The 20,709-nt window shown below is 58.1% G+C and carries 21 protein-coding genes; 18 read left to right on the top strand and 3 right to left on the bottom strand.

Annotated features, from left to right (window positions below; genetic code table 11):
- Positions 1–187: 187 nt before the first annotated feature.
- From secY to glmM, 15 genes are all read left to right on the top strand, one after another.
- Positions 188–1,495, top strand: coding sequence for a preprotein translocase subunit SecY (gene secY / locus AB8E48_RS01940; protein WP_070633781.1), 1,308 nt, complete (start codon positions 188–190; stop codon positions 1,493–1,495).
- Positions 1,492–2,055, top strand: a complete 564-nt coding sequence (locus AB8E48_RS01935; protein WP_049327567.1) for an adenylate kinase — start codon at positions 1,492–1,494, stop codon at positions 2,053–2,055. Before secY ends, AB8E48_RS01935 begins: the two co-directional genes overlap by 4 nt.
- A 120-nt stretch (positions 2,056–2,175) precedes the next feature.
- The gene (gene map / locus AB8E48_RS01930) at positions 2,176–3,015 is read left to right on the top strand and encodes a type I methionyl aminopeptidase (protein ID WP_314389469.1); all 840 of its coding nucleotides are present in this window, start codon (positions 2,176–2,178) and stop codon (positions 3,013–3,015) included.
- 124 nt (positions 3,016–3,139) lie between these two features.
- Positions 3,140–4,354 carry a 23S rRNA (adenine(2503)-C(2))-methyltransferase RlmN gene (gene rlmN / locus AB8E48_RS01925; protein ID WP_060824432.1) on the top strand — a complete coding sequence of 405 codons (1,215 nt, stop codon included), beginning with the start codon at positions 3,140–3,142 and terminating at the stop codon, positions 4,352–4,354.
- Between the two features lie 286 nt (positions 4,355–4,640).
- Positions 4,641–4,862: a translation initiation factor IF-1 gene (gene infA / locus AB8E48_RS01920; protein WP_005505018.1), complete on the top strand. Its 222-nt coding sequence runs from the start codon at positions 4,641–4,643 to the stop codon at positions 4,860–4,862.
- A gap of 124 nt (positions 4,863–4,986) precedes the next feature.
- Entirely contained in the window at positions 4,987–5,100 is a 114-nt protein-coding gene (gene rpmJ / locus AB8E48_RS01915) for a 50S ribosomal protein L36 (RefSeq protein WP_004005257.1), read from the top strand.
- A 179-nt stretch (positions 5,101–5,279) separates the two neighbouring features.
- Complete coding sequence (gene rpsM / locus AB8E48_RS01910; protein ID WP_005505026.1) at positions 5,280–5,648, top strand: 30S ribosomal protein S13; 369 nt, start codon at positions 5,280–5,282, stop codon at positions 5,646–5,648.
- Positions 5,649–5,716: 68 nt separating this feature from the next.
- The gene (rpsK, locus tag AB8E48_RS01905) at positions 5,717–6,124 is read left to right on the top strand and encodes a 30S ribosomal protein S11 (RefSeq protein WP_005505028.1); all 408 of its coding nucleotides are present in this window, start codon (positions 5,717–5,719) and stop codon (positions 6,122–6,124) included.
- A gap of 138 nt (positions 6,125–6,262) precedes the next feature.
- Positions 6,263–7,255: a DNA-directed RNA polymerase subunit alpha gene (locus tag AB8E48_RS01900; protein ID WP_005505031.1), complete on the top strand. Its 993-nt coding sequence runs from the start codon at positions 6,263–6,265 to the stop codon at positions 7,253–7,255.
- Positions 7,256–7,360: 105 nt separating this feature from the next.
- A complete protein-coding gene (rplQ, locus tag AB8E48_RS01895) occupies positions 7,361–8,014 on the top strand; it encodes a 50S ribosomal protein L17 (protein WP_005505032.1) in 654 nt (217 codons plus the stop codon).
- A gap of 174 nt (positions 8,015–8,188) precedes the next feature.
- Positions 8,189–9,154: a tRNA pseudouridine(38-40) synthase TruA gene (gene truA / locus AB8E48_RS01890; protein WP_314925270.1), complete on the top strand. Its 966-nt coding sequence runs from the start codon at positions 8,189–8,191 to the stop codon at positions 9,152–9,154.
- A 364-nt stretch (positions 9,155–9,518) separates the two neighbouring features.
- Entirely contained in the window at positions 9,519–9,962 is a 444-nt protein-coding gene (rplM, locus tag AB8E48_RS01885) for a 50S ribosomal protein L13 (RefSeq protein ID WP_005505035.1), read from the top strand.
- Between the two features lie 31 nt (positions 9,963–9,993).
- Positions 9,994–10,485: a 30S ribosomal protein S9 gene (rpsI, locus tag AB8E48_RS01880; protein WP_070541455.1), complete on the top strand. Its 492-nt coding sequence runs from the start codon at positions 9,994–9,996 to the stop codon at positions 10,483–10,485.
- Between the two features lie 177 nt (positions 10,486–10,662).
- Complete coding sequence (gene ppk2, locus AB8E48_RS01875; protein WP_314925268.1) at positions 10,663–11,730, top strand: polyphosphate kinase 2; 1,068 nt, start codon at positions 10,663–10,665, stop codon at positions 11,728–11,730.
- Between the two features lie 240 nt (positions 11,731–11,970).
- Positions 11,971–13,329 carry a phosphoglucosamine mutase gene (gene glmM / locus AB8E48_RS01870; RefSeq protein ID WP_315295883.1) on the top strand — a complete coding sequence of 453 codons (1,359 nt, stop codon included), beginning with the start codon at positions 11,971–11,973 and terminating at the stop codon, positions 13,327–13,329.
- A 163-nt stretch (positions 13,330–13,492) separates the two neighbouring features.
- Here glmM and mscL read toward each other — a convergent pair whose 3' ends face one another.
- The 3 genes from mscL to coaA form a co-directional block, all read right to left on the bottom strand.
- Entirely contained in the window at positions 13,493–13,873 is a 381-nt protein-coding gene (mscL, locus tag AB8E48_RS01865) for a large conductance mechanosensitive channel protein MscL (protein WP_296544713.1), read from the bottom strand.
- 292 nt (positions 13,874–14,165) lie between these two features.
- Positions 14,166–15,092 carry a M15 family metallopeptidase gene (locus AB8E48_RS01860; protein ID WP_296544711.1) on the bottom strand — a complete coding sequence of 309 codons (927 nt, stop codon included), beginning with the start codon at positions 15,090–15,092 and terminating at the stop codon, positions 14,166–14,168.
- Between the two features lie 151 nt (positions 15,093–15,243).
- Positions 15,244–16,200 (bottom strand): type I pantothenate kinase, encoded by a 957-nt coding sequence (gene coaA, locus AB8E48_RS01855; protein ID WP_005505041.1) that lies wholly within the window; start codon positions 16,198–16,200, stop codon positions 15,244–15,246.
- 183 nt (positions 16,201–16,383) lie between these two features.
- On the opposite strand from coaA, the gene glmS reads away from it, so the two are divergent.
- The 3 genes from glmS (at position 16,384) to AB8E48_RS01840 (ending at position 20,626) form a co-directional block, all read left to right on the top strand.
- On the top strand, positions 16,384–18,267 hold the full coding sequence (gene glmS / locus AB8E48_RS01850; RefSeq protein ID WP_049338090.1) for a glutamine--fructose-6-phosphate transaminase (isomerizing): 1,884 nt from the start codon (positions 16,384–16,386) through the stop codon (positions 18,265–18,267).
- Between the two features lie 265 nt (positions 18,268–18,532).
- Positions 18,533–18,970 (top strand): holo-ACP synthase, encoded by a 438-nt coding sequence (locus AB8E48_RS01845; RefSeq protein WP_005505045.1) that lies wholly within the window; start codon positions 18,533–18,535, stop codon positions 18,968–18,970.
- A gap of 69 nt (positions 18,971–19,039) precedes the next feature.
- On the top strand, positions 19,040–20,626 hold the full coding sequence (locus AB8E48_RS01840) for a bifunctional ADP-dependent NAD(P)H-hydrate dehydratase/NAD(P)H-hydrate epimerase (RefSeq protein ID WP_297605735.1): 1,587 nt from the start codon (positions 19,040–19,042) through the stop codon (positions 20,624–20,626).
- The last annotated feature ends 83 nt before the right edge of the window (positions 20,627–20,709 follow it).

Here is a 20,709-nt window from a genome sequence, read left to right as displayed (position 1 = left end):
TATATTTGAACGCTTGGTGTACGCCACATTTGGTGTTCAAAAATCACGCTAAGAGAATATAAAAGCTACATAATCTGCTAGGGAGTTATCGTTACTCGCTCCAAACACGATAGACTGGAAGATGTGTTTACTGCGCCCTAAAACTCTTTGAGAGGGTTGGGCGCCCCATAGACTTACAGGAGGACATGTGCTGAGCGCATTCGGGCGAGTCGTCAAGACCGCCGATTTGCGGCGTAAGCTGCTGTTTACCCTGGCAATGATTGTGCTGTACCGCGTGGGCACTTTCATCCCCGCGCCAGGCGTTTCCTACGGAAATGTACAGCAGTGTCTGAACGCCAATGTTACGAGCGGTGGCGTCTACGATATCGTCAACCTCTTCAGTGGTGGCGCACTGTTGCAGCTTTCGATCTTTGCCCTCGGCGTGATGCCGTACATTACCGCGTCCATTATCATCCAGCTGTTGCGCGTGGTTATCCCGCGCTTCCAGGAACTGCACGATGAAGGCGCGCAGGGTCAGGCAAAGCTCACCCAGTACACCCGTTACCTGACCATCGCCCTTGCCCTGCTGAACGCAACCACCATCGTCTCGATGGCACGCTCCGGCGTTCTGCTGGGTAACTGCCCCGGCATCATCCCCCAGGACGACGTACTGCACATCCTGCTGATTATCGTCACCCTGTGTGCGGGTACCACCGTCATCATGTGGATGGGCGAGCAGATTACCGAGCGTGGCGTCGGCAACGGCATGTCCCTGCTGATCTTCACCTCCATCGCTTCCTCCTTCCCGAGCGCTCTGGGCTCCATCCAGCGCACCCACGGTTGGGGTATCTTCGCGGCTGTCTGCGGTATTGGCCTGCTGGTCATGCTTGCCGTGGTTTACGTGGAACAGTCCGTTCGCCGTATTCCCGTGCAGTACGCAAAGCGCATGATTGGTCGACGCACCATTGGCGGCACCAGCACCTACATCCCGCTGAAGGTCAACATGGCCGGCGTGATCCCGCTGATCTTCGCCTCCTCTCTGCTGACCCTGCCCGGTCTGATTGCCCAGTTCAACACCCCCACCAACGGCTCCACCCCGCCGGACTGGGTTAACTGGATCAACGCATACCTGGTGCGTGGCGACCACCCGCTGTACATTGCTCTCTACTTCTTCATGATTATTGGCTTCGCCTACTTCTACGTGGCGGTCACCTTCGACCCGGTGGAAGTAGCGGACAATATGAAGAAGTACGGTGGCTTCATCCCCGGTATTCGTGCCGGCAAGCCCACCGAGCGTTACCTCAGCTACGTACTCAACCGAATTACGTTGCCTGGCGCACTTTACCTGGGTGTAATTTCCATGATTCCCCTGGTAGCGCTTATCCTATTCAACGCAAACCAGAATTTCCCGTTCGGCGGCGCATCGCTGCTGATCGTGGTGGGTGTTGGTCTTGATACTCTCAAGCAGATCAACGCTCAGCTCCAACAACGAAACTACGAAGGACTGCTCCGATGAACCGTCTGCTCATCGTCGGCCCTCCCGGTGCAGGTAAGGGCACCCAGGCCGTCAAGATCGCTGAAGCGCTGAAGATTCCCGCGATTTCCACTGGTGATATCTTCCGCAAGAACATCAAGGAAGAGACCGAGCTGGGCAAGGAAGCGAAGTCGTACATCGACTCCGGCAACCTGGTTCCAGACTCCGTCACCAACAACATGGTGCGCGCACGCCTGGAGGAGGGCGACGTCGTCAACGGCTTCCTGCTCGACGGCTACCCCCGTAACACCTCCCAGGTGCACGAGCTGGATTCCATCCTCGAAGCCAAGGGCGAGAAGATTGACCGCGTTCTCCTGCTGGTTGCAGACAACGACGAACTCGTCGAGCGTCTGCTCAACCGCGCAGCAGAGCAGGGTCGCACCGATGACAACGAAGAGGTCATCCGTCACCGCCTGAAGGTCTACGAGGAAGAGACTGCACCGCTGATCGCAATCTACCGCGAACGCGGCATCGTCAAGGAAGTTAACGGCCTCGGCGAGATTGCTGAAGTCACCGAGCGCATCCTCGACGCTCTGAAGTAATCTTCTGCCGTACCCCCGCAATTTGAGGTGCATGATGCATCACAAAGACTTGCGGGGGTACAGTGCTGTCTGTAGAGTTCTAAGCTTGGGCGTACCGCCCCACATACCTAAGGAGTCAGAATGGCACGAGTCGAAATCAAAACCAATGCACAGCTTCAGCAGATGGCTCGTGCAGGCGTCATTACCAGCCGTGCACTCGATGCTGCAGTGGCGGCAGCGCGCCCCGGCGTAACCACCGCAGAGGTGAACGCCGCCTTTGAACGCACCATGCTGGAGTTGGGTGGCACCTCCAATTTCTACGGCTACTACGACTACCCTGCGACCGTATGCACCTCCGTCAACCACGAGGTTGTTCACGGCATCCCCGGCGACTACGTGCTCAAGGAGGGCGATATTCTCTCCATCGACGGTGGCGCATACGTCATCGACCCCGCTACCAACCGCCAGTGGCACGGTGACTCGGCACGTACTGTGCTGGTTGGTGACAACGTAAGCGAAGCCCGCGCAGAGCTCTCCGCCGTCACCCGCGAAGCGATGTGGCACGGCATTGCCGCTCTGGCAACCGCAAAGAAGGTCGGCGAAATTGGTCTTGCCATCGAAGCGTACGTGACCGAAGAATACGGCGATAAGTACGGCATCATTGAAGACTACGTGGGCCACGGTATCGGTTCCCAGATGCACATGGCGCCGGACGTACTGAACTACGCAGTACGTGACATGGGCCCGAAGATCAAGCCCGGCATGGCTTTCGCTATCGAACCGATGCTCGTCACCGGTTCTATCGAGACCAAGGTACTCTCTGATGACTGGACCGTTGTGACCGTTGACGGCTCCGATGCGTGCCAGTGGGAGCACTCCGTTGCTGTGCACAGCGAAGGCATCTGGGTTCTGACCGCAGAAGACGGCGGCGCAAGCGAACTTGCTCGCTTCGGCGTAACCCCGGTTCCGATTCCCGCCTAAGTCCCACCACTGGGGGAGGGGAACCCACCTTTAGCTGCCCCACCTCCACCCGAAGAAACCGGCGAATCCGGTCCGGTGCGTGATAGCGCATCCGAAAGCATCCACATCATAAGGAAGAAGCTCCATGAGCGAAACTCTCAACAGCGGCGAGGCATCCGCGCCCGCTGCGACCAAGGTGCCGGTTGAAATCTCGAACGTTCGCCCCGCCCCCGGCCAGATTGCCCTGAAAGCACCGCGCCGTGCGAAGCCGCCCAAACACATCGCTGACTTCGACATGGCTGGTCGCCGCGAATTTCTGAAGGAACTGGGCTACCAGTCGTTCCGTGCGTCGCAGCTGTCAAAGCACTATTTTGAGCGTCTGGTCACTGATCCCGCCGAGATGACTGACCTGCCGGCTAAGGACCGCGAGCAGATGGTTGCACAGGCGATGCCTCAGCTGCTGACCCCGGTCCGTACCCTCGAAGCTGACGGTGGTGATACCCTGAAGGTTGTGCACCGCCTCTTTGACGGTGCGCTCATTGAGTCCGTCATCATGCGCTATGACAACCGCGTGACCATGTGCATTTCTTCGCAGGCTGGCTGCGGTATGAACTGCCCCTTCTGTGCAACCGGTCAGCAGGGTTTGACCCGTAATCTCTCTACTGCAGAAATTGTGGAGCAGGTCGTAGCTGGTGCCCGCTACCTGAAGCAGATGAAGGGCCTGGAAGAAGCAGAAGGTGGCTCTGAGGATACTCGTCCGCTGCGTGTTTCCAACATTGTCTTCATGGGTATGGGCGAGGCGCTCGCTAACTACAAGGCAACCATGGGTGCTGTGCACCGTCTGATTGATCCTTCCCCCGAGGGCCTGGGTATTTCTGCTCGTGGCCTGACCATGTCAACCGTGGGCCTGGTGCCGGGTATTCGCAAGTTTGAGATGGAGAAGCTGCCCATTACTTTGGCTCTGTCTCTGCACGCTCCGGATGATGAACTGCGTGATGAACTGATTCCGATTAACCAGCGTTGGAAGGTTGATGAGACCCTGGACGCTGCGTACGACTACTACCGTACGACCGGCCGTCGCGTCTCCATCGAGTATGCGCTGATTCGCGATATTAACGATCAGGGCTGGCGTGCGGATCTGCTCGGTAAGAAGCTGGCGCAGCGCGGCCGCGGCTGGGTGCACGTGAACCCGATTCCGCTGAACCCGACCCCGGGTTCGAAGTGGACGGCATCCCGTAAGGGCGTTGAACAGAACTTTGTGGAGCGTCTGCGTGCTCACGGTATTCCGACGACTATTCGTGATACTCGCGGTTCCGATATTGATGGAGCATGCGGTCAGCTTGCCGCTAAGGAAGACTAAGCGGCTGAGCTTTGGTCGATAAACGGTGCCCCTTTCCTGCGGAAGGAAGTCCTTAAGACTTCCTGGAGCGTGGGGGAGGGGCTTCTTCCTTTTAAACCTTAAGTGCCTGATGTCATAAAAATCACGGTTGTTTTTCCACGGTCTTTGCCGTAGAGTTAACAGTTGGTTGTTTGTGCCAGTGTTAAGTGCGCCTTAAAACGCCCTAGCGCCTCACCGAGGTGAGCTCACAAACAGAAGATACATTTGCCCGCCGCACCTGCGACGGGCACCGACGTTAGCGGAGGATATGGCTAAGAAAGACGGCGTCATCGAGATTGAAGGCTCTGTGGTTGAAGCTCTGCCCAACGCGATGTTCCGTGTTGAGCTGGATAACGGCCACAAGGTTCTCGCGCACATCTCGGGCAAGATGCGTCAGCACTACATTCGCATCCTGCCTGAGGACCGAGTAGTAGTGGAACTGAGCCCCTACGACCTTTCCCGAGGTCGTATCGTCTACCGTTACAAGTAAACCCGAGATAAACGTCGCCCCTGGCGGCGTTTAAATCGTGTTCAAAGGGATAACGCAGTTCCCCAACGTAAGTGAGGGAACCTCTTATCTCGCCAGTAATCAAGTTGCAATCAAAAGGAATGCGATGAAGGTCAAGCCGAGCGTTAAGCCGATCTGCGATAAGTGCAAGGTGATCCGCCGTCACGGTGTGGTCATGGTGATCTGCGAAAACCCGCGCCACAAGCAGCGCCAGGGCTAATCCCTAGCAGCTGACTTCATAGCCGCCCTATAAGAGGGCGGAATTGTCATAGGCACCGCTCCGAAGCAACGCCAACGAGGCGCCTTCGGATACCTCCGGACTCAGAGGCCGGGGACCGGGTCAGAACAACCCGGGCAGTGATGCTATAGACCTCTGGAAAACAACAAGGAGAAGCCAGTATGGCACGTCTCGCTGGAGTTGATATTCCCCGCGAAAAGCGCGTGGAAGTTGCTCTCACTTACATCTACGGCGTGGGCAAGACCCGTGCACACGAAACCCTCGCTGCTACCGGCGTCAACCCTGACACCCGCGTCAAGGACCTGACCGACCAGGAGCTCGTGGCACTTCGTGACTTCATCGAAGGCAACTACAAGGTTGAAGGTGATCTTCGCCGCGAGGTTGCAGCTGACATCCGCCGTAAGGTTGAAATCGGTTCCTACCAGGGCCTGCGCCACCGCCGCGGCCTGCCGGTTCACGGTCAGCGCACCAAGACTAACGCACGTACCCGCAAGGGCCCGAAGCGTACCGTCGCAGGTAAGAAGAAGTAAGCAACGTTGCTCTGTTGGATATCTCTATCCGACCAACGTATTAGAAAACCTTTGTAGGAGAATCAAAAATGCCTCCCAAGACTCGCGCTGCGGCAGCTCGTAAGACCAACCGCCGCAAGGTTAGCAAGAACATCGTTGCTGGTCAGGCTCACATCAAGTCGACCTTCAACAACACCATCGTCTCCATCACCGATCCCACCGGTGCAGTGATCTCCTGGTCCTCCGCTGGCGACATGGGCTTCAAGGGCTCCCGTAAGTCCACCCCCTACGCCGCACAGCTGGCTGCTGAGGCTGCTGCAAACCGCGCCAAGGAGCACGGCGTCCGCAAGGTTGACGTGTTCGTCAAGGGCCCCGGTTCCGGTCGCGAAACCGCAATCCGCTCCCTGCAGGCTGCAGGCCTCGAGGTCGGTTCGATTCAGGACGTTACCCCCGTTGCACACAACGGTTGCCGTCCCCCGAAGCGCCGCCGCGTCTAATTAGGTCCCTGACCTAATCCCTCGACGGGTACGCTCCACGGAGCTGTACCCGGAGAGTACAGACACCCGTCTGCTTCCTAAGATATGTTTTCCCCAACCTGTGGGCTCATATAGCGGAGCTCACCGAAAGGAAACAAAGTGCTTATTGCACAGCGCCCCACTCTGACTGAAGAGGTCGTAGCGCCCAACCGCTCGCGCTTCACCATCGAGCCTCTGGAGCCCGGTTTCGGCTACACCATGGGTAACTCCCTCCGCCGTACTCTGCTGTCCTCCATCCCCGGCGCCGCTGTTACCAGCGTCCGCATTGATGGCGTACTGCACGAGTTCAGCACCGTTCCCGGCGTGACCGAGGACGTCACTGAGATCATCTTGAACATCAAGAAGCTCTCCATCTCTTCTGAGAACGACGAGCCCGTCGTGGCCTACCTGCGCAAGCAGGGCGAAGGTGAACTGACCGCAGGCGACATCGAGGTTCCCGCTGGCGTGGAGATCCACAACCCGGAACTGCACCTGGCAACCCTGAACGCCTCGGCAAACTTCAACGCTGAGCTGGTTATCGAGCGCGGTCGCGGCTACGTGACTGCAGCTCAGAACAAGGTCGGCGATGGCGAGATTGGCCGTATCCCGGTTGACTCCATCTACTCCCCGGTTCTGAAGGTTACCTTCAGCGTGAACGCGACCCGTGTTGAGCAGCGCACCGACTTCGACAGCCTGACCCTGGACGTCGAAACCAAGGAAGCCATCGCACCGCGTGACGCCGTTGCTTCTGCAGGCAGCACCCTGGTCGAGCTCTTCGGCCTGGCACGTGAGCTGAACATTGCAGCTGAGGGTATTGAAGTTGGCCCGTCGCCCGCCGACGAGTCCATGGCCGCTGATCTGGCACTGCCGATCGAGGACCTGAACATGTCCGTCCGCTCCTACAACTGCCTCAAGCGCGAGGGCATCCACACCGTGGGTGAGCTCGTGACCCGCAGTGAAGCTGACCTGATGGACATCCGTAACTTCGGTGCTAAGTCCATTGACGAGGTCAAGGCAAAGCTCATCGAGCTCGGCCTGGCTTTGAAGGACTCCCCTCCCGGTTTCGAGCCTGCTGCACGCCCGCTTGATGACGAAGACGGTTCCGGCGAATAATTTCGACCGAATAGTTCACCCGGTTCCACCGGGATCAGTCAAACTTGATTCCCTAAGAGGCTCCGCTGCTGGGGCGTTAGGGAACGCAACTATGGAGATTTAACTATGCCTACTCCCACTAAGGGTCCCCGCCTCGGCGGTTCCCCGACCCACGAGCGCCACATGCTCAACAACCTGTCGGCGCAGCTGTTCCAGCACAAGCGCATCACCACCACCCTGACCAAGGCAAAGCGCCTGCGTCCGGTGGCAGAGCGCTTCATCACCTTCGGTAAGAAGGGCGACCTGGCTGCTCGCCGTCGCGTGCTGCGTTCCATCACCGACAAGTCCGTTGTGCACGAGCTCTTCACCGTTATTGCTCCGGCAATGGCAGAGCGCCCCGGTGGTTACACCCGCATCATCAAGATCGGTAACCGTAAGGGTGACAACGCTCCCATGGCAGTCATCGAGCTCGTCATGGAGCCCGTTGCAACCAAGGGTGCAGTTGCTGAGGCAACCAAGGTTGCTGAGAAGGCAGCTGAGGCTCCCAAGGCTGAAGCAGCTGAGGGCCTGCCCGCAGGTTCCCACGCACCCCTGGAGTCCGGCGAGGCTCCCGAGGGCTTCGAGGTTAAGGGTAACGCCGATTCCATGAAGTACCACGTGCCCGGTTCCCGCTGGTACTCCAGCACCAAGGCTGAAATCTGGTTCGACTCCGCTGAGTCGGCAGAGGCTGCAGGTTACGCCCCCGCAGGTGGCGCAGCAGCACAGAAGGTTTCCGAGTAATACGGATCCCAGCTGATTTAGGCTAAGCCTAAAATATGTCAATCCGCCGTCCACTGCTGTGGGCGGCGGATTGGTGTATCTGCATACTTAACAAGGAGACGGTTCTTTGCGCATTCGCTATACAAGAGCCGATCCGTATTCTTCAACCGTCCTTTACCGCTGAAAGGCACACCAATGCATAACGCTACTGCTTTAGAGAATCACGAAGCGCAGCCCTTCATTGCTACGCACCGTGTACGCATTGATTGCGCCTACGACGGTTCTCTATTCAGCGGGTGGGCTGCCCAACCGAACCTTGTTACGGTGCAGGGAGTCATTGAGAATGCCCTTGAACTGATTTTGCGTGCACCTCACCGCGTGGTGGTCGCGGGCCGAACCGATGCCGGTGTGCATGCGGAAGCCCAGACCCTGCATTGCGATCTGAGTGATGAGGACTGGACTCGCCTGCAGGGGCGAACGGGGGAAGATGACCCGACGGCTGCCCTGGGGCGCCGCCTCACCGGGGCTCTGCAGCGCTGCCTTTACGATGCGGAAGAACAACTCAACCTGCCGAAGAAGGTTCGCGGTATTTTGCAGGGCGCTATTCAGATTCATCGCGTGAGCGAAGTGCCGTTCGATTTTGATGCGCGCTTCTCAGCTACCGGCCGCCGCTATGTTTACCGCATTGCAGATGGTGCAGCGGACGGTCTTAACCCCCTGCATCGTACCTACACCTGGGCGGTACCCGAGCACCTGGATTGTGCTGATCTGAACGAATCGGCACAGCAGCTACTCGGCCTGCGCGATTTCCTCTCCTTCTGTAAGCCGCGTGAAGGTGCGACCACGATTCGTGAACTGCGAGAGCTGAGCTTTACCCGCACTGAAAGCGGGCTGATTGAGGTGCGCGTGGTGGCTGACGCCTTCTGCCATCATATGGTGCGTTCACTCGTCGGCGCCCTGGTTCTCTACGGTACGGGCAAACGCGACACTGCCTGGTTGCGTGAACGGATTGAGAACCCGGGACGCGAGGCTTCGCTGACTCTGGCGCCTCCGCATGCGCTCGCTCTGGCTGAGATTTACTACCCTGTTCCTGAGCTCTACGGTGTGCAGGCGGAGCGTGCTCGAGCAAAGCGCGAGGACCACGAAGCACAGAGCGCTTAACGCCCTGTGCATATTGAGCCTCGTCACCTTGCTCATGCTCCACGAAGCACCGCGGGGGAGTGCAACGACCGCGGGTGAATTACACGGATGGAATTTAAAATGTGTTTAATGCAAAAAAGCCCTATTTTTAAGGCTTCAGCGGTGGATTAAGCACTCGACGTCCTGTATAGTCTTGATATGTTGTGCGTGTTCTACCCGAGCGCGCTCTAAATCGCTGTCTAGTTGCAGGACGTTAAGGCGGTCTAGAGTACGGGCAGAACGGGCGGCAGCTCGGTCCTCACCCGGGTGTTCGTCATGCACGTAAGTAAAAGGCGCGATACCCAACTAAGCGCCGTATGTACATTTCGAGACAAAGGCCAATATTTTGCGCACTTATACTCCTAAGCCCGGCGAAGTCGAGCGCCAGTGGCACGTCATTGACGCCACCGACGTTGTTCTCGGCCGCCTCGCAAGCCAGACCGCTATCCTGCTGCGCGGTAAGCACAAGCCGACTTTTGCTCCCCACGTTGACACCGGTGACTTCGTTATCATCGTGAACGCTGAGAAGGTCGCCCTGACCGGTGCAAAGCTCGAGCAGAAGCGTGCATACCGCCACTCGGGTTACCCCGGCGGTCTGAAGTCCGTGAACTACGCAGAGCTGCTTGAGACCAACCCCGTTCGCGCGGTTGAGAAGGCTGTTAAGGGCATGCTGCCCAAGAACAAGCTCGCTGCACAGCAGCTCAAGAAGCTGAAGGTCTACGCTGGCCCCGAGCACCCGCACGCGGCACAGCAGCCCAAGACCTACGAATTCAACCAGGTCGCCCAGTAATTCGGGCCTACGAGAAACAATAGGAGAAATCGTGGCTCAGAACGAAGAGCTGATCGTAGTCGAGGAAGAGCTGACCAGCTACACCTCGGAGTCTGCTGCTCCCGCAGCGGCTAAGGCAGCACGTCCGGCACTGACCGTTGCAGGCGCAGCAGTTGGTCGCCGTAAGGAAGCAGTGGCACGCGTTCGCGTTGTGCCCGGTTCCGGCAACTGGACCATCAACGGCCGTAGCCTGGAAGACTACTTCCCCAACAAGCTGCACCAGCAGGACGTCAACCAGCCCTTCAAGCTCCTCGAGCTTGAGGGTGCATACGACGTCATCGCACGCATCAACGGTGGTGGCCCCTCCGGTCAGGCAGGTGCTCTGCGCCTGGGTATCGCTCGTGCACTGAACGAGATCGACCGCGAGAACAACCGCCCTGCACTGAAGAAGGCTGGCTACCTGACCCGTGACGCACGCGTCATCGAGCGTAAGAAGGCTGGTCTTAAGAAGGCACGCAAGGCTTCGCAGTTCTCCAAGCGTTAATCGCTGGTTTTCACGAAGCGTTACGCCCCGTCTCTCCCTAGAGAGCGGGGCGTTTTGCGTATCTACTCACCGTGAACGTTAAAAGGTTATAGGGTACATGTAACTGTTACGTTTGTTCATCGAAGAGCACACCGGTAGAGTTAAAGAGTCAAAGCAGACAGGAAGAAAAGAGTACTCATGGCAGAGCAGAATCCCTCCACCCAGCCCGAAGAGAAGGCTGTGGAGGCTCCTCAGACTGAAGCCCACCAGCACACCGCTGAAGGCGCACACGCACACACCGGTTCTGAGAAGAAACAAGCCATTAAGGAAGCCCTGAAGCCTCAGGCACGCCGCACCTCCGTCGTTGAAGACTACTCGGCAGAGCTGGACGAAATGGCTTCCCTCACCCGTGCCCTCGGCAAGGACAAGAAGGACGACGAGATTTCTCAGGCTTGGAAGAAGGGTTACCCCTACGACACCAAGCTCAGCCGCAAGGCATACGAGAAGGAGAAGCGTGCCCTGCAGATTGAGCTGCTGAAGCTGCAGCTCTGGGCTAAGTCCACCGGTCAGAAGATCCTCATCATCTTCGAAGGCCGTGACGCAGCAGGTAAGGGTGGCTCCATCAAGCGCTTCACCGAGCACCTGAACCCCCGTGGCGCCCGCGTTGTCGCACTGGAGAAGCCGACCGATATCGAGCAGACCCAGTGGTACTTCCAGCGCTACATCAAGCACCTGCCCTCCGGCGGCGAAATCGTCCTGATGGACCGCTCCTGGTACAACCGTGCCGGTGTTGAGCGCGTCATGGGCTACTGCACCCAGGCACAGTACTTCGAGTTCATGCGCGAAGTTCCGGACCTGGAGCGCATGCTGGTGAACTCCGGTATCCACATCATCAAGTTCTGGTTCTCCGTCACCCGCGAAGAGCAGCTCGCACGCTTCACCTCCCGCCGTACCGACCCGGTCCGCCAGTGGAAGCTTTCCCCCACCGACCTGGCTTCCCTGGACAAGTGGGACGACTACACCGCGGCGAAGGAAGCAATGTTCTTCTACACCCACACCGGTGACGCTCCCTGGACCGTTATCAAGTCTAACGACAAGAAGCGCGCCCGCCTGGAAGCAATGCGTTACGTGCTCTCCCAGTTCGACTACACCGCCAAGGACGAGGCTGTTGTCGGCGAGCTCGATTCGCTGATTGTTCGCTCCGCATCTGACGTCTTCGAGGACGAGTCCGGCGACTCTCCCGACGGTTTCCCCGTCGTCAAGTAAGCGATGCAAATAGGGCATGAGCCTTAGCCCGCTCTAGGGCAATAAACCGCCATATAGCGTGCACTGCGAAGGTGCCTGTCTCTCTTTTCCCAACCCAGGAACGGAGAGCAGGCACCTTTGCGCGTCTATAGAAACCTTAGCTATGAAGCAGATATGTAGCCGCTGAAAATCACTTTCTGATTATGAAGAATTTACGGTGTATACGCCTAAGCGGAGTTACGCACAACGTAAAATAAAAGGGTGACTGAACGACTTTTTGGAACCGACGGCGTACGCGGTCTGGCAAACGATGTAATTACTCCCGCCTTGGCTATGGAGCTCGCGCAGGCGGCTTCTATTGTTCTGGGCTTTGACACGGTAGAAGAGGGTGTACGCCCCCGTGCCGTGATTGCAAATGACTCCCGATCCTCTGCAGACTTTATTGTCTCTGCGATGAAGGCTGGCTTCGCTAGCGCAGGTGTTGACGTGTTGGATGCCGGTATCGTCCCCACCCCCGCAGCAGCTTACCTGGTGGCACACACCGGTGCTGACTTCGGCGTGATGATTTCTGCATCGCACAACCCCGCAGCGGACAACGGTATTAAGTTCCTGGCCCGTGGCGGCCAGAAGCTGGAAGACTCCGTTGAGGATGCCATTGAGCGTGTTTACCGTGAGAAGTCCTTCCGCTACCCGACCGGTGGCGCTGTGGGTACCGTCAAGCCCCTGGAGAACGGCACCGAGGCTTACGTGAATCACCTGGTCTCCACCCTGCCCGAAGGCAAGCCCCTTGCTGGCAAGAAGATTGTTCTGGACTGCGCAAACGGTGCGGCCTACGCGGCGTCCCCGGCGACCTTCGAAGCCCTGGGCGCAGAGGTCATCGCACTGGCTGTAGAGCCCAACGGCACCAACATCAACGACGGTGTGGGCTCCACCCACCCCGAGAAGCTGCAGGCAGCAGTCGTTGAGCACGGCGCGGACCTCGGCATCGCCCACGACGGCGACTCCGACCGTTGCCAGGCAGTTGACGAAAAGGGCAACCTGGTAGACGGCGACCAGATCATGGCTATCCTTGCTGTTGCCGCTAAGCGCGACGGCAAGCTCGCAAAGGACACCCTCGTCGCAACCGTGATGAGCAGCCTGGGTCTAGAGCTGTACCTGCGCGAGCACGGCATTACCCTCGGCCGCACCGCTGTGGGTGACCGCTACGTCCTCGAGTCCATGCGCGAGCACGGCTACAATCTCGGCGGCGAGCAGTCCGGCCACGTTATCATGAGCGACTACGCAACCACCGGTGACGGCGTTCTGACCGGCATCCAGCTGGCTGCAGAGGTTGCACGAAGCGGCCAGACCCTCTCGAATCTGGCATCCCGTATGCAGCCCACCCCGCAGCGTCTGATCAATGTCAAGGGTGTTGACCGTGCGGCTGTGAAGACCAATGAGGCGCTCGCTACCGCTGTGAGCGAGGCTGAGGGCGTACTGGGTGAGAGCGGCCGCGTGCTACTGCGTGCATCCGGCACCGAGCCTCTGGTGCGTGTGATGGTTGAAGCTGCAACTCAGGAGCAGGCTGATGAGGTTGCTCAGCAGCTGGCTGACGTTGTGGCTAAGGAACTGGCACTCTAAACGTATTCTTCCTTAGCGGAGGATCGAGAAAGGGCTGGGAAGGTAACATCTTCCCAGCCCTTCTTCGTTATCTTGAATGGGCGCAGGGGAAAGAGGATGCGGAAAACCCCCGCATCCACAGGGGATACGGGGGTTTGAAACTTAGTGGTAGAGAGCAGAGAAATTACTTCTTTGCCAGAGCGTCGCGGATCTCCTTGAGGAGTGCAATCTCGGTCTCTTCCTTTTCAACAGCCTCGTCTTCAGCCTTCTTCTTAGCCAGTGCGATTTCAGTCAGCTTCTGAGTGGGGACAACAACTGCGAAGTACACAGCAACTGCAATCAGGATGAAGTTGACAACAGCGGTCAGGAACACGCCAACCTTGATCTGGCCGAAGACCAGGAACTCATCGAAGTTGGGGGACTTAACCAGCATCGAGATAGCGGGCATCAGGACGGACTGGACAAGTGCGTTCACCACAGCGGTGAAGGCGGTACCCATGATCAGACCAACTGCGAGGTCGATGACGTTACCGCGAATCAGAAAATCTTTAAAACCCTTAAGCATAAGATATAGAATAGCGCCTTTTAGGTGTTCAAAATGCCATATTCTGAGAAAATTTTCGCTGTAAAGCATGTGTTTTTATTCACAGTGGTTCTGTGGCACCCAATACTTAAGGTCTAGGTCACATAAAGGTGAGTAAAAATCTCTGAAACCTGCGAAAAACCGCGGATTTACAGGACTTGTACGCGAAAAAATATGCATCTACTGTGCCTATTTAATTCCGACATGGAAGCCAGAAATACGACACGCATCACCACTCGACGCACCGGACAAAGCCAAAAACTTAGCTCAGAGCCTAGTTCGCACTTGCATAATCGGGTGCCGCACCCGTACCGATAAACTCCTCAAAAGTCTTCGCGCCCGAAGACACATACTCCTGAGCAATCTGCACACCCACATAGCGGTAATGCCACGGCTCAAAACGATAACCGGTCACCGATTGACGACCATCAGGGAAGCGCAAAATATATCCGTAACGCGGAGCGTTCTTCGCCAACCACTGACCAGCCAGCGTATCGCGATAACACTCCTCCAAACGGCAACCCTCAGGAGAAGCAAAATCAATCGCCAAGCCCGTCTGATGCTCCGAATAGCCGGGACGAGCCGATAACTGGTCCGCCACCTGTTGACCGTTCACCGAAACCCAATACTGATAGGTCTGCTGCTGCACCGCATACGAACGATACGCGCTAGAAACAAGCAGAGTCACGCCATCAGTAGCAGCCGCATCAATCATCGTATCCGCTGCCTTAGCCGCCTCAGCGCGCAATTGATGACCGTAGAACTCCACCAGGTCATTCGGCTCCCAATCCTGCTGCGCAAAGGGACGCATCTTATTCACGAGGCAACGCAAAGAATCCGGCTGAGACTCAACACTCGGCTGAGCAAGCGCCAACGGGGAAGAAGACACGCTCGCAGAAGTCGAAGCGCTGGCAGAAGCACCGGTTGCAGAAGCAACAGGGGAGGGCGCGGCAGAAGAGGCTGCCGCAGTGGAAGAGACACTAGAAGAAGCCGCCGAAGCCGTCGCAGACTCAGAGGCAGAAGCGCTCGCTGCAGAAGATGACGAGGCGGCACCCTGACCCTGCGAGCCACCCTGCGAACCACAAGCCGCCAATAGTGCGGTACCGCCAACCCCCAAAGCGGCACCCAAGAGGGTGCGGCGGTTTACCGCAGAACCATTAAGAGACTCCTGAGCGGTAGACGTACGGTGCAGAGACAACACAATAACTCCTCATCATGGCGTAGATGCAAACAAAAAGCGCCGGAAGCCTAAACCCACCCAGCGAGGGAGTGGAGCCTCCGGCGCCTTCTACTAGAATGCACCACAATACCGGCTAAAAGCCGCACACGAACACTAAAAACCTAAAGAACCTCTAGTTCTTACGCAGAAGAACCTGCTCCACGGTATGCTCGGCACCCTTCTGCAGAATTAAATGCGCACGAGCACGAGTCGGCAAAACATTCTGCACCAGATTAGGCTCATTCACGCTCTTCCAAATGCCGGTCGCTACCTCAACCGCCTGCTCATCGCTCAGCTCCGCATAACGCTTGAAATACGACTCCGGATTCGCAAAAGCCGAAGAACGCAGCGTCAAGAAACGATTCACATACCAGCGCTCAATATCCTCAGTGCGGGCATCCACATAAATAGAGAAATCAAAGAAATCACTCAGCGTCAGATCGGAAGTCTCCGGACCCTCAGCCTGAGAAGGCGCCAAAACATTCAAGCCCTCAAGAATCAGAACATCCGGTGCGGTGACCTCAATATGCTCATCCGGCATGATGTCGTAATACAGATGCGAATACTTCGGCGCCACCACACGCTCGGCACCGGACTTCACCTGCGACACAAAGTTCAACAGGGCACGGCGATCATAAGACTCCGGGAAACCCTTACGGTGCATAATGCCGCGACGCTGAAGCTCCGCATTCGGGTACAAGAAACCATCCGTAGTCACCAACTGAACCTTCGGAGTCGAAGGCCAGCGGCTCAAAAGAGCCTGCAAAATACGAGCCGTCGTCGACTTGCCCACAGCAACAGAACCCGCCACACCAATAATGAACGGGACGCGACGCTGAGACACATGCAGAAAATCATTCGTCATATGGTTCAGCGAGGATGCGGCAGTTACATACAGATTAAGAAGGCGAGAAACCGGCAGATAAATACGCTGCACCTCTTCAAGGTCGACAGTTTCACCCAGGCCTCGAAGAGACTCAATTTCCTCAGCACTGAGGGGGACAGAAATCTCATCGGCTAGGTGCGACCAACGGGAACGGTCAAGATGCATGAAGCGGTCATCGCCAGAAAAATACGGTGCGGTGCTCATTTATCTAAGTGTACGAACTTTCAGCCCGCGGGGAAAATATCTACTCTCATGGTTTGTGCGAAGAAATAAATTGATGGAAAGAAAAGGGTAAAACCTGAAAAGCTAGGAAAGCCACATTAAACGTGACGCATAACGGCATTTCACCGTGCACATATTCGGATACTTGTGGGATAAACTTATAGCATGTGTGGAATCGTAGGATATGTAGGTCTGGACACTGCTCCGGACGGTAACAAGTTTGACCACAACGCATACGATGTGGTCCTCGAAGGTCTGCGCCGTCAGGAATACCGCGGCTATGACTCTGCTGGCGTGGCACTCGTGTGCCCCGACGGCATCGTATTCCGTAAGAAGGCTGGTAAGCTCCTGAACCTTGAGAACGAGGTCAAGGAACACCCCCTGCCTGACTCCCAGATTGGTATCGGTCACACCCGTTGGGCAACCCACGGTGGACCCACTGACAACAACGCTCACCCCCACGTTGTCGACAACGGCCGCCTCGCCGTCGTACACAACGGTATTATCGAAAACTTCGCAGAACTGCGTGCCGAACTGCTCGCCGAAGGCGTAGAGTTCGCATCTCAGACCGACACCGAGGTAGCTGCAGCAACCATCGCAAGCATCTACAACAAGCTCGGCACCGGTGACCTCACCGAGGCAGTACGCGTAGCATCCAACCGCCTCGAAGGTGCATTCACCATCCTGGCTATCCACGCCGACCACCCGGACCGCGTTGTGGCAACCCGCCGCAACTCCCCGCTGGTTATCGGCCTGGGCGAGAACGAGAACTTCCTCGGCTCTGACGTCTCCGCGTTCATTGACTACACCAAGGAAGCCGTCGAAATGGGTCAGGACCAGATCGTGACCATCACCGGCACTGACTACTCCATCATCGACTTCGAAGGTAACCCCGCAGAGGGCAAGCCGTTCCACATCGAATGGGACGCAGCAGCAGCCGAAAAGGGCGGCTACAACTCCTTCATGGAGAAGGAAATCCACGAGCAGCCCGCAGCCGTTGAGCAGACCCTCATGGGCCGCCTTGACGAGAACGGCAACCTCACCCTCGACGAGCTGAACATCGACGACTCGGTGCTGCGCTCGATTGACAAGATCATCGTTGTTGCATGTGGTACCGCAGCATACGCAGGCCAGGTGGCACGCTACGCCATCGAGCACTGGTGCCGCATCCCCACCGAGGTCGAGCTCGCACACGAGTTCCGCTACCGCGACCCCATCGTGAACGAGAAGACCCTCATCGTGGCACTCTCGCAGTCCGGCGAAACCATGGACACCCTGATGGCAGTGCGCCACGCACGCGAACAGGGCGCAAAGGTTATCTCCATCTGCAACACCCACGGCTCGACCCTGCCCCGTGAATCCGACGCTGCCCTGTACACCCACGCGGGCCCCGAAATCGCAGTGGCATCCACCAAGGCATTCCTGGCACAGATCACCGCAGCATACCTGCTCGGCCTGTACCTGGCACAGCTGCGCGGCAACAAGTACAAGGACGAAATCGCTTCGATCCTCGCCGAGCTGCAGAACATGCCCGCAAAGATTCAGAAGGTCATCGACAACGACACCCAGGTCAAGGAACTGGGCGTCGAAATGAAGGATGCCTCCTCCGTGATCTTCCTCGGCCGCCATGTGGGCTTCCCCGTCGCAATGGAAGGCGCACTCAAGCTCAAGGAAATCACCTACATCCACGCTGAAGGCTTCGCAGCAGGCGAGCTCAAGCACGGCCCCATCGCACTGATCGATGAAGGCCAGCCGGTCATCGTAGTGGTTCCCTCCGCAAACGGTCGCGACTCCCTGCACGGCAAGGTCGTCTCCAACATCCAGGAAGTGCGCGCTCGCGGCGCCTTCACCATCGTCATCGCCGAGGAAGGCGACGAGGCCGTCAAGCCCTACGCAGACCGCCTCATCACCGTCCCGGCATGCCCCTCGCTGTTGCAGCCCCTGCTGGCAACTGTGCCCTTGCAGATCTTCGCATGCGCACTGGCAGAAGCTAAGGGCCTGGACGTTGACCAGCCGCGTAACCTCGCAAAGTCCGTGACCGTGGAGTAATCCTTAGGAGTAATCCTCGGAAATCGCCTCAGCGATAACGAAAGGGCGGTGGTTGAGTTCTTAGAGAACTCGACCACCGCCCTTGTCGTTTAACCACTCGGTTATTCATGGATGGTCCAACAAAAATAGGACACTGTGAAACAGGCATCAACCGGGCGTCATATTTGACGGTAAACCGCCCAAAAGAAACGAATCTCGCTAGACTTAAAACAAGAGAAACCGCAAACAGGACGCGGCACCACCCCTAGCGCAGAAGGTGAAGCTCATGATCATGGGAATCGGCGTAGATACCGTCAACATCGAACGATTCGAACGAATCGTCACCGAAACACCAGCCTTCGTTCGCCGCGTCTTTACCCCCAACGAACGCACCCGGAACGTGCGCTCCCAAGCCGTACGATTTGCTGCCAAAGAAGCCGTCGCAAAAGTACTCGGAGCACCCGCCGGACTCAACTGGCAAGACTGCGAAGTCGCCACCGCCGAAAGCGGTCAGCCCTACCTCATCATTCAGGGCACCATCGCCCGCCGAGCCAAAGAACTTGGCATCAACCGCATTCACCTCTCGCTGACCCACGACGAACCCATGGCTATCGCCATCGCAACCGCCGAATACCTCAGCGACGCAGAACTGGCGCACCTGCAAAAGTTCAACCCCGAAAGCTACCGACTCAGCGTCATCGCCGGAGATGACACCGACGACTAACGCAGAGCCACACCAACACCACACCAGGTGACCCCTAAGGCCCGCACGGTGCCACCCAAGGAGACAGCAATGAAGCTCATCTACACTGCTTCCCAGGTACGCGAAGCAGAAAAGCCCTACATCGAAGCCGCCGACTACGACGGCTACCTCATGCAACGCGCCGCAGACGCCGTCGCAGCCGAAGCGCAGGACCTGCTCCGCGGCAAGGAGAAAGCAAAAATCCTGCTGCTCATCGGCCCGGGCAACAATGGCGCAGACACCATCTACGCCGGCGCCCGTCTCAGCGCCAAAGGCCACCGCGTTGATGCCGTCGTCTTCGACCCCAGCGAAAAGAACCTCGAACTCATCGCCCGCGAAGGCGGTGAAGGCACCCGCGTGCTCGACCCCGAACACACCCTCGAACACCTTACCGGCTACGACCTGACCATTGACGGCATCCTCGGTACCGGCTCCAGCGGTGCCGTACGCGGTAGCGCCGGCGAATACCTGGGCGTACTCCGTGCAGCGCAGCTCGACGGTAAGCTCGGCGCAGTCCTTGCCGTAGACACCCCCTCCGGAGTCGACAACAACCGCGGAACCGTGCACGAACCCTCCCTGCGCGCCGATCGCACCGTCACCTTCATCGGCCACAAGCTACCGGCAGGCACCTGCCACAGCGTCCACTCCGGAGACATCAAACTCTACGACCTGGGCGTTCCCGAAGCCCTCAACTCCCACAAGCCTGCCCTGCGCGTCCTCGAGCGCGAAGACTACCGCGAGCTTATCGAAGTACCCGACGAACACTCCCACAAGTACACCCGCGGCGTACTCGGCATGCTCACCGGAAGCCTCGAATACCCCGGCGCAGCCCTCATGAGCGTGCGTGCCGCTCTCAACACCGGCGTGGGTATGGTTCGCTTCAACGCCAACTCCCACGAGCTGCGCCAGCTCATGATCGCCCACAACCCCGAAACCGTCTACTTCAGCGGCGCACCCGCCCTGCAGAGGGTCACCGTCTGGGCAGGCGGCTCAGGATCCAGCCACGACTCGCTGGATAAGAACCGCTACCTGCTCCACTCGCCCGAACCCGCCATCCTCGACGCGGGCGCCTGCGACCTGGCGGCAGAATACATGGCAACCGGCAAGCACCTCGGCTCCCATAAGATTCTCACCCCGCACGCGGCAGAACTCGAACGCTTCCTGCGCATCGTGCACGAGCTCGCCCCCGAAACCTGGACAAAGCACCTGGGCGACGCCATCGTACCCAGCCGCAAGGACATCGACGCAGAGCCCTTCCGATGGGCCCGCGCCGCCTCCGAACTCTCCGGCGCCACCGTCATGCTCAAGGGCGGCTACACGCTCATCGCGGCGCCCAACGGCGCCACCTACAGCGTTGCTGGCGGAAGCCCCTGGCTCGCCACCGCAGGCAGCGGAGACACCCTCACCGGCATCTACGGAGCACTGCTCGCCCAGACCGTAGCAGCCTTCGATGCTCGCGGAGAAGCGCTGGAAGGCTGCACCTTCGCCTCCATCGGTGCGCTCGCCGTCTACCTGCACGGCGAAGCCGCACGCGCCAGCGCCACCGGAAGCGTCAAGGACGCCCGGCCCGGCCCGGCACCCGCAACCCGCGTCGCGGAGATGCTCCCCGAAGTTATCGCCCGACTCATCGCAGAATAGGGGAGCGGGAACAAAGCTAGCACACTGAAGCTCTGACACTCGTCTCAAGACGAAGGGAAGAGCCCCCCCAGATACCCTGGGTA

The sequence above is a fragment of the Rothia mucilaginosa genome (genome assembly GCF_964211445.1).
GTDB lineage: Bacteria > Actinomycetota > Actinomycetes > Actinomycetales > Micrococcaceae > Rothia > Rothia mucilaginosa_E.
This window is presented reverse-complemented; position numbering and strand designations above follow the sequence as displayed.

What these genes read in the sequence shown, in the direction of transcription:
- AB8E48_RS01935 (WP_049327567.1), top strand. Translation starts at nt 1,492, where the DNA reads ATGAACCGTCTGCTCATCGTCGGCCCTCCCGGTGCAGGTAAGGGCACC.
- map (WP_314389469.1), top strand. Translation starts at nt 2,176, where the DNA reads ATGGCACGAGTCGAAATCAAAACCAATGCACAGCTTCAGCAGATGGCT.
- rlmN (WP_060824432.1), top strand. Translation starts at nt 3,140, where the DNA reads ATGAGCGAAACTCTCAACAGCGGCGAGGCATCCGCGCCCGCTGCGACC.
- infA (WP_005505018.1), top strand. Translation starts at nt 4,641, where the DNA reads ATGGCTAAGAAAGACGGCGTCATCGAGATTGAAGGCTCTGTGGTTGAA.
- rpmJ (WP_004005257.1), top strand. Translation starts at nt 4,987, where the DNA reads ATGAAGGTCAAGCCGAGCGTTAAGCCGATCTGCGATAAGTGCAAGGTG.
- rpsM (WP_005505026.1), top strand. Translation starts at nt 5,280, where the DNA reads ATGGCACGTCTCGCTGGAGTTGATATTCCCCGCGAAAAGCGCGTGGAA.
- rpsK (WP_005505028.1), top strand. Translation starts at nt 5,717, where the DNA reads ATGCCTCCCAAGACTCGCGCTGCGGCAGCTCGTAAGACCAACCGCCGC.
- rplQ (WP_005505032.1), top strand. Translation starts at nt 7,361, where the DNA reads ATGCCTACTCCCACTAAGGGTCCCCGCCTCGGCGGTTCCCCGACCCAC.
- truA (WP_314925270.1), top strand. Translation starts at nt 8,189, where the DNA reads ATGCATAACGCTACTGCTTTAGAGAATCACGAAGCGCAGCCCTTCATT.
- ppk2 (WP_314925268.1), top strand. Translation starts at nt 10,663, where the DNA reads ATGGCAGAGCAGAATCCCTCCACCCAGCCCGAAGAGAAGGCTGTGGAG.
- mscL (WP_296544713.1), bottom strand. Translation starts at nt 13,873, where the DNA reads ATGCTTAAGGGTTTTAAAGATTTTCTGATTCGCGGTAACGTCATCGAC.
- coaA (WP_005505041.1), bottom strand. Translation starts at nt 16,200, where the DNA reads ATGAGCACCGCACCGTATTTTTCTGGCGATGACCGCTTCATGCATCTT.
- glmS (WP_049338090.1), top strand. Translation starts at nt 16,384, where the DNA reads ATGTGTGGAATCGTAGGATATGTAGGTCTGGACACTGCTCCGGACGGT.
- AB8E48_RS01845 (WP_005505045.1), top strand. Translation starts at nt 18,533, where the DNA reads ATGATCATGGGAATCGGCGTAGATACCGTCAACATCGAACGATTCGAA.
- AB8E48_RS01840 (WP_297605735.1), top strand. Translation starts at nt 19,040, where the DNA reads ATGAAGCTCATCTACACTGCTTCCCAGGTACGCGAAGCAGAAAAGCCC.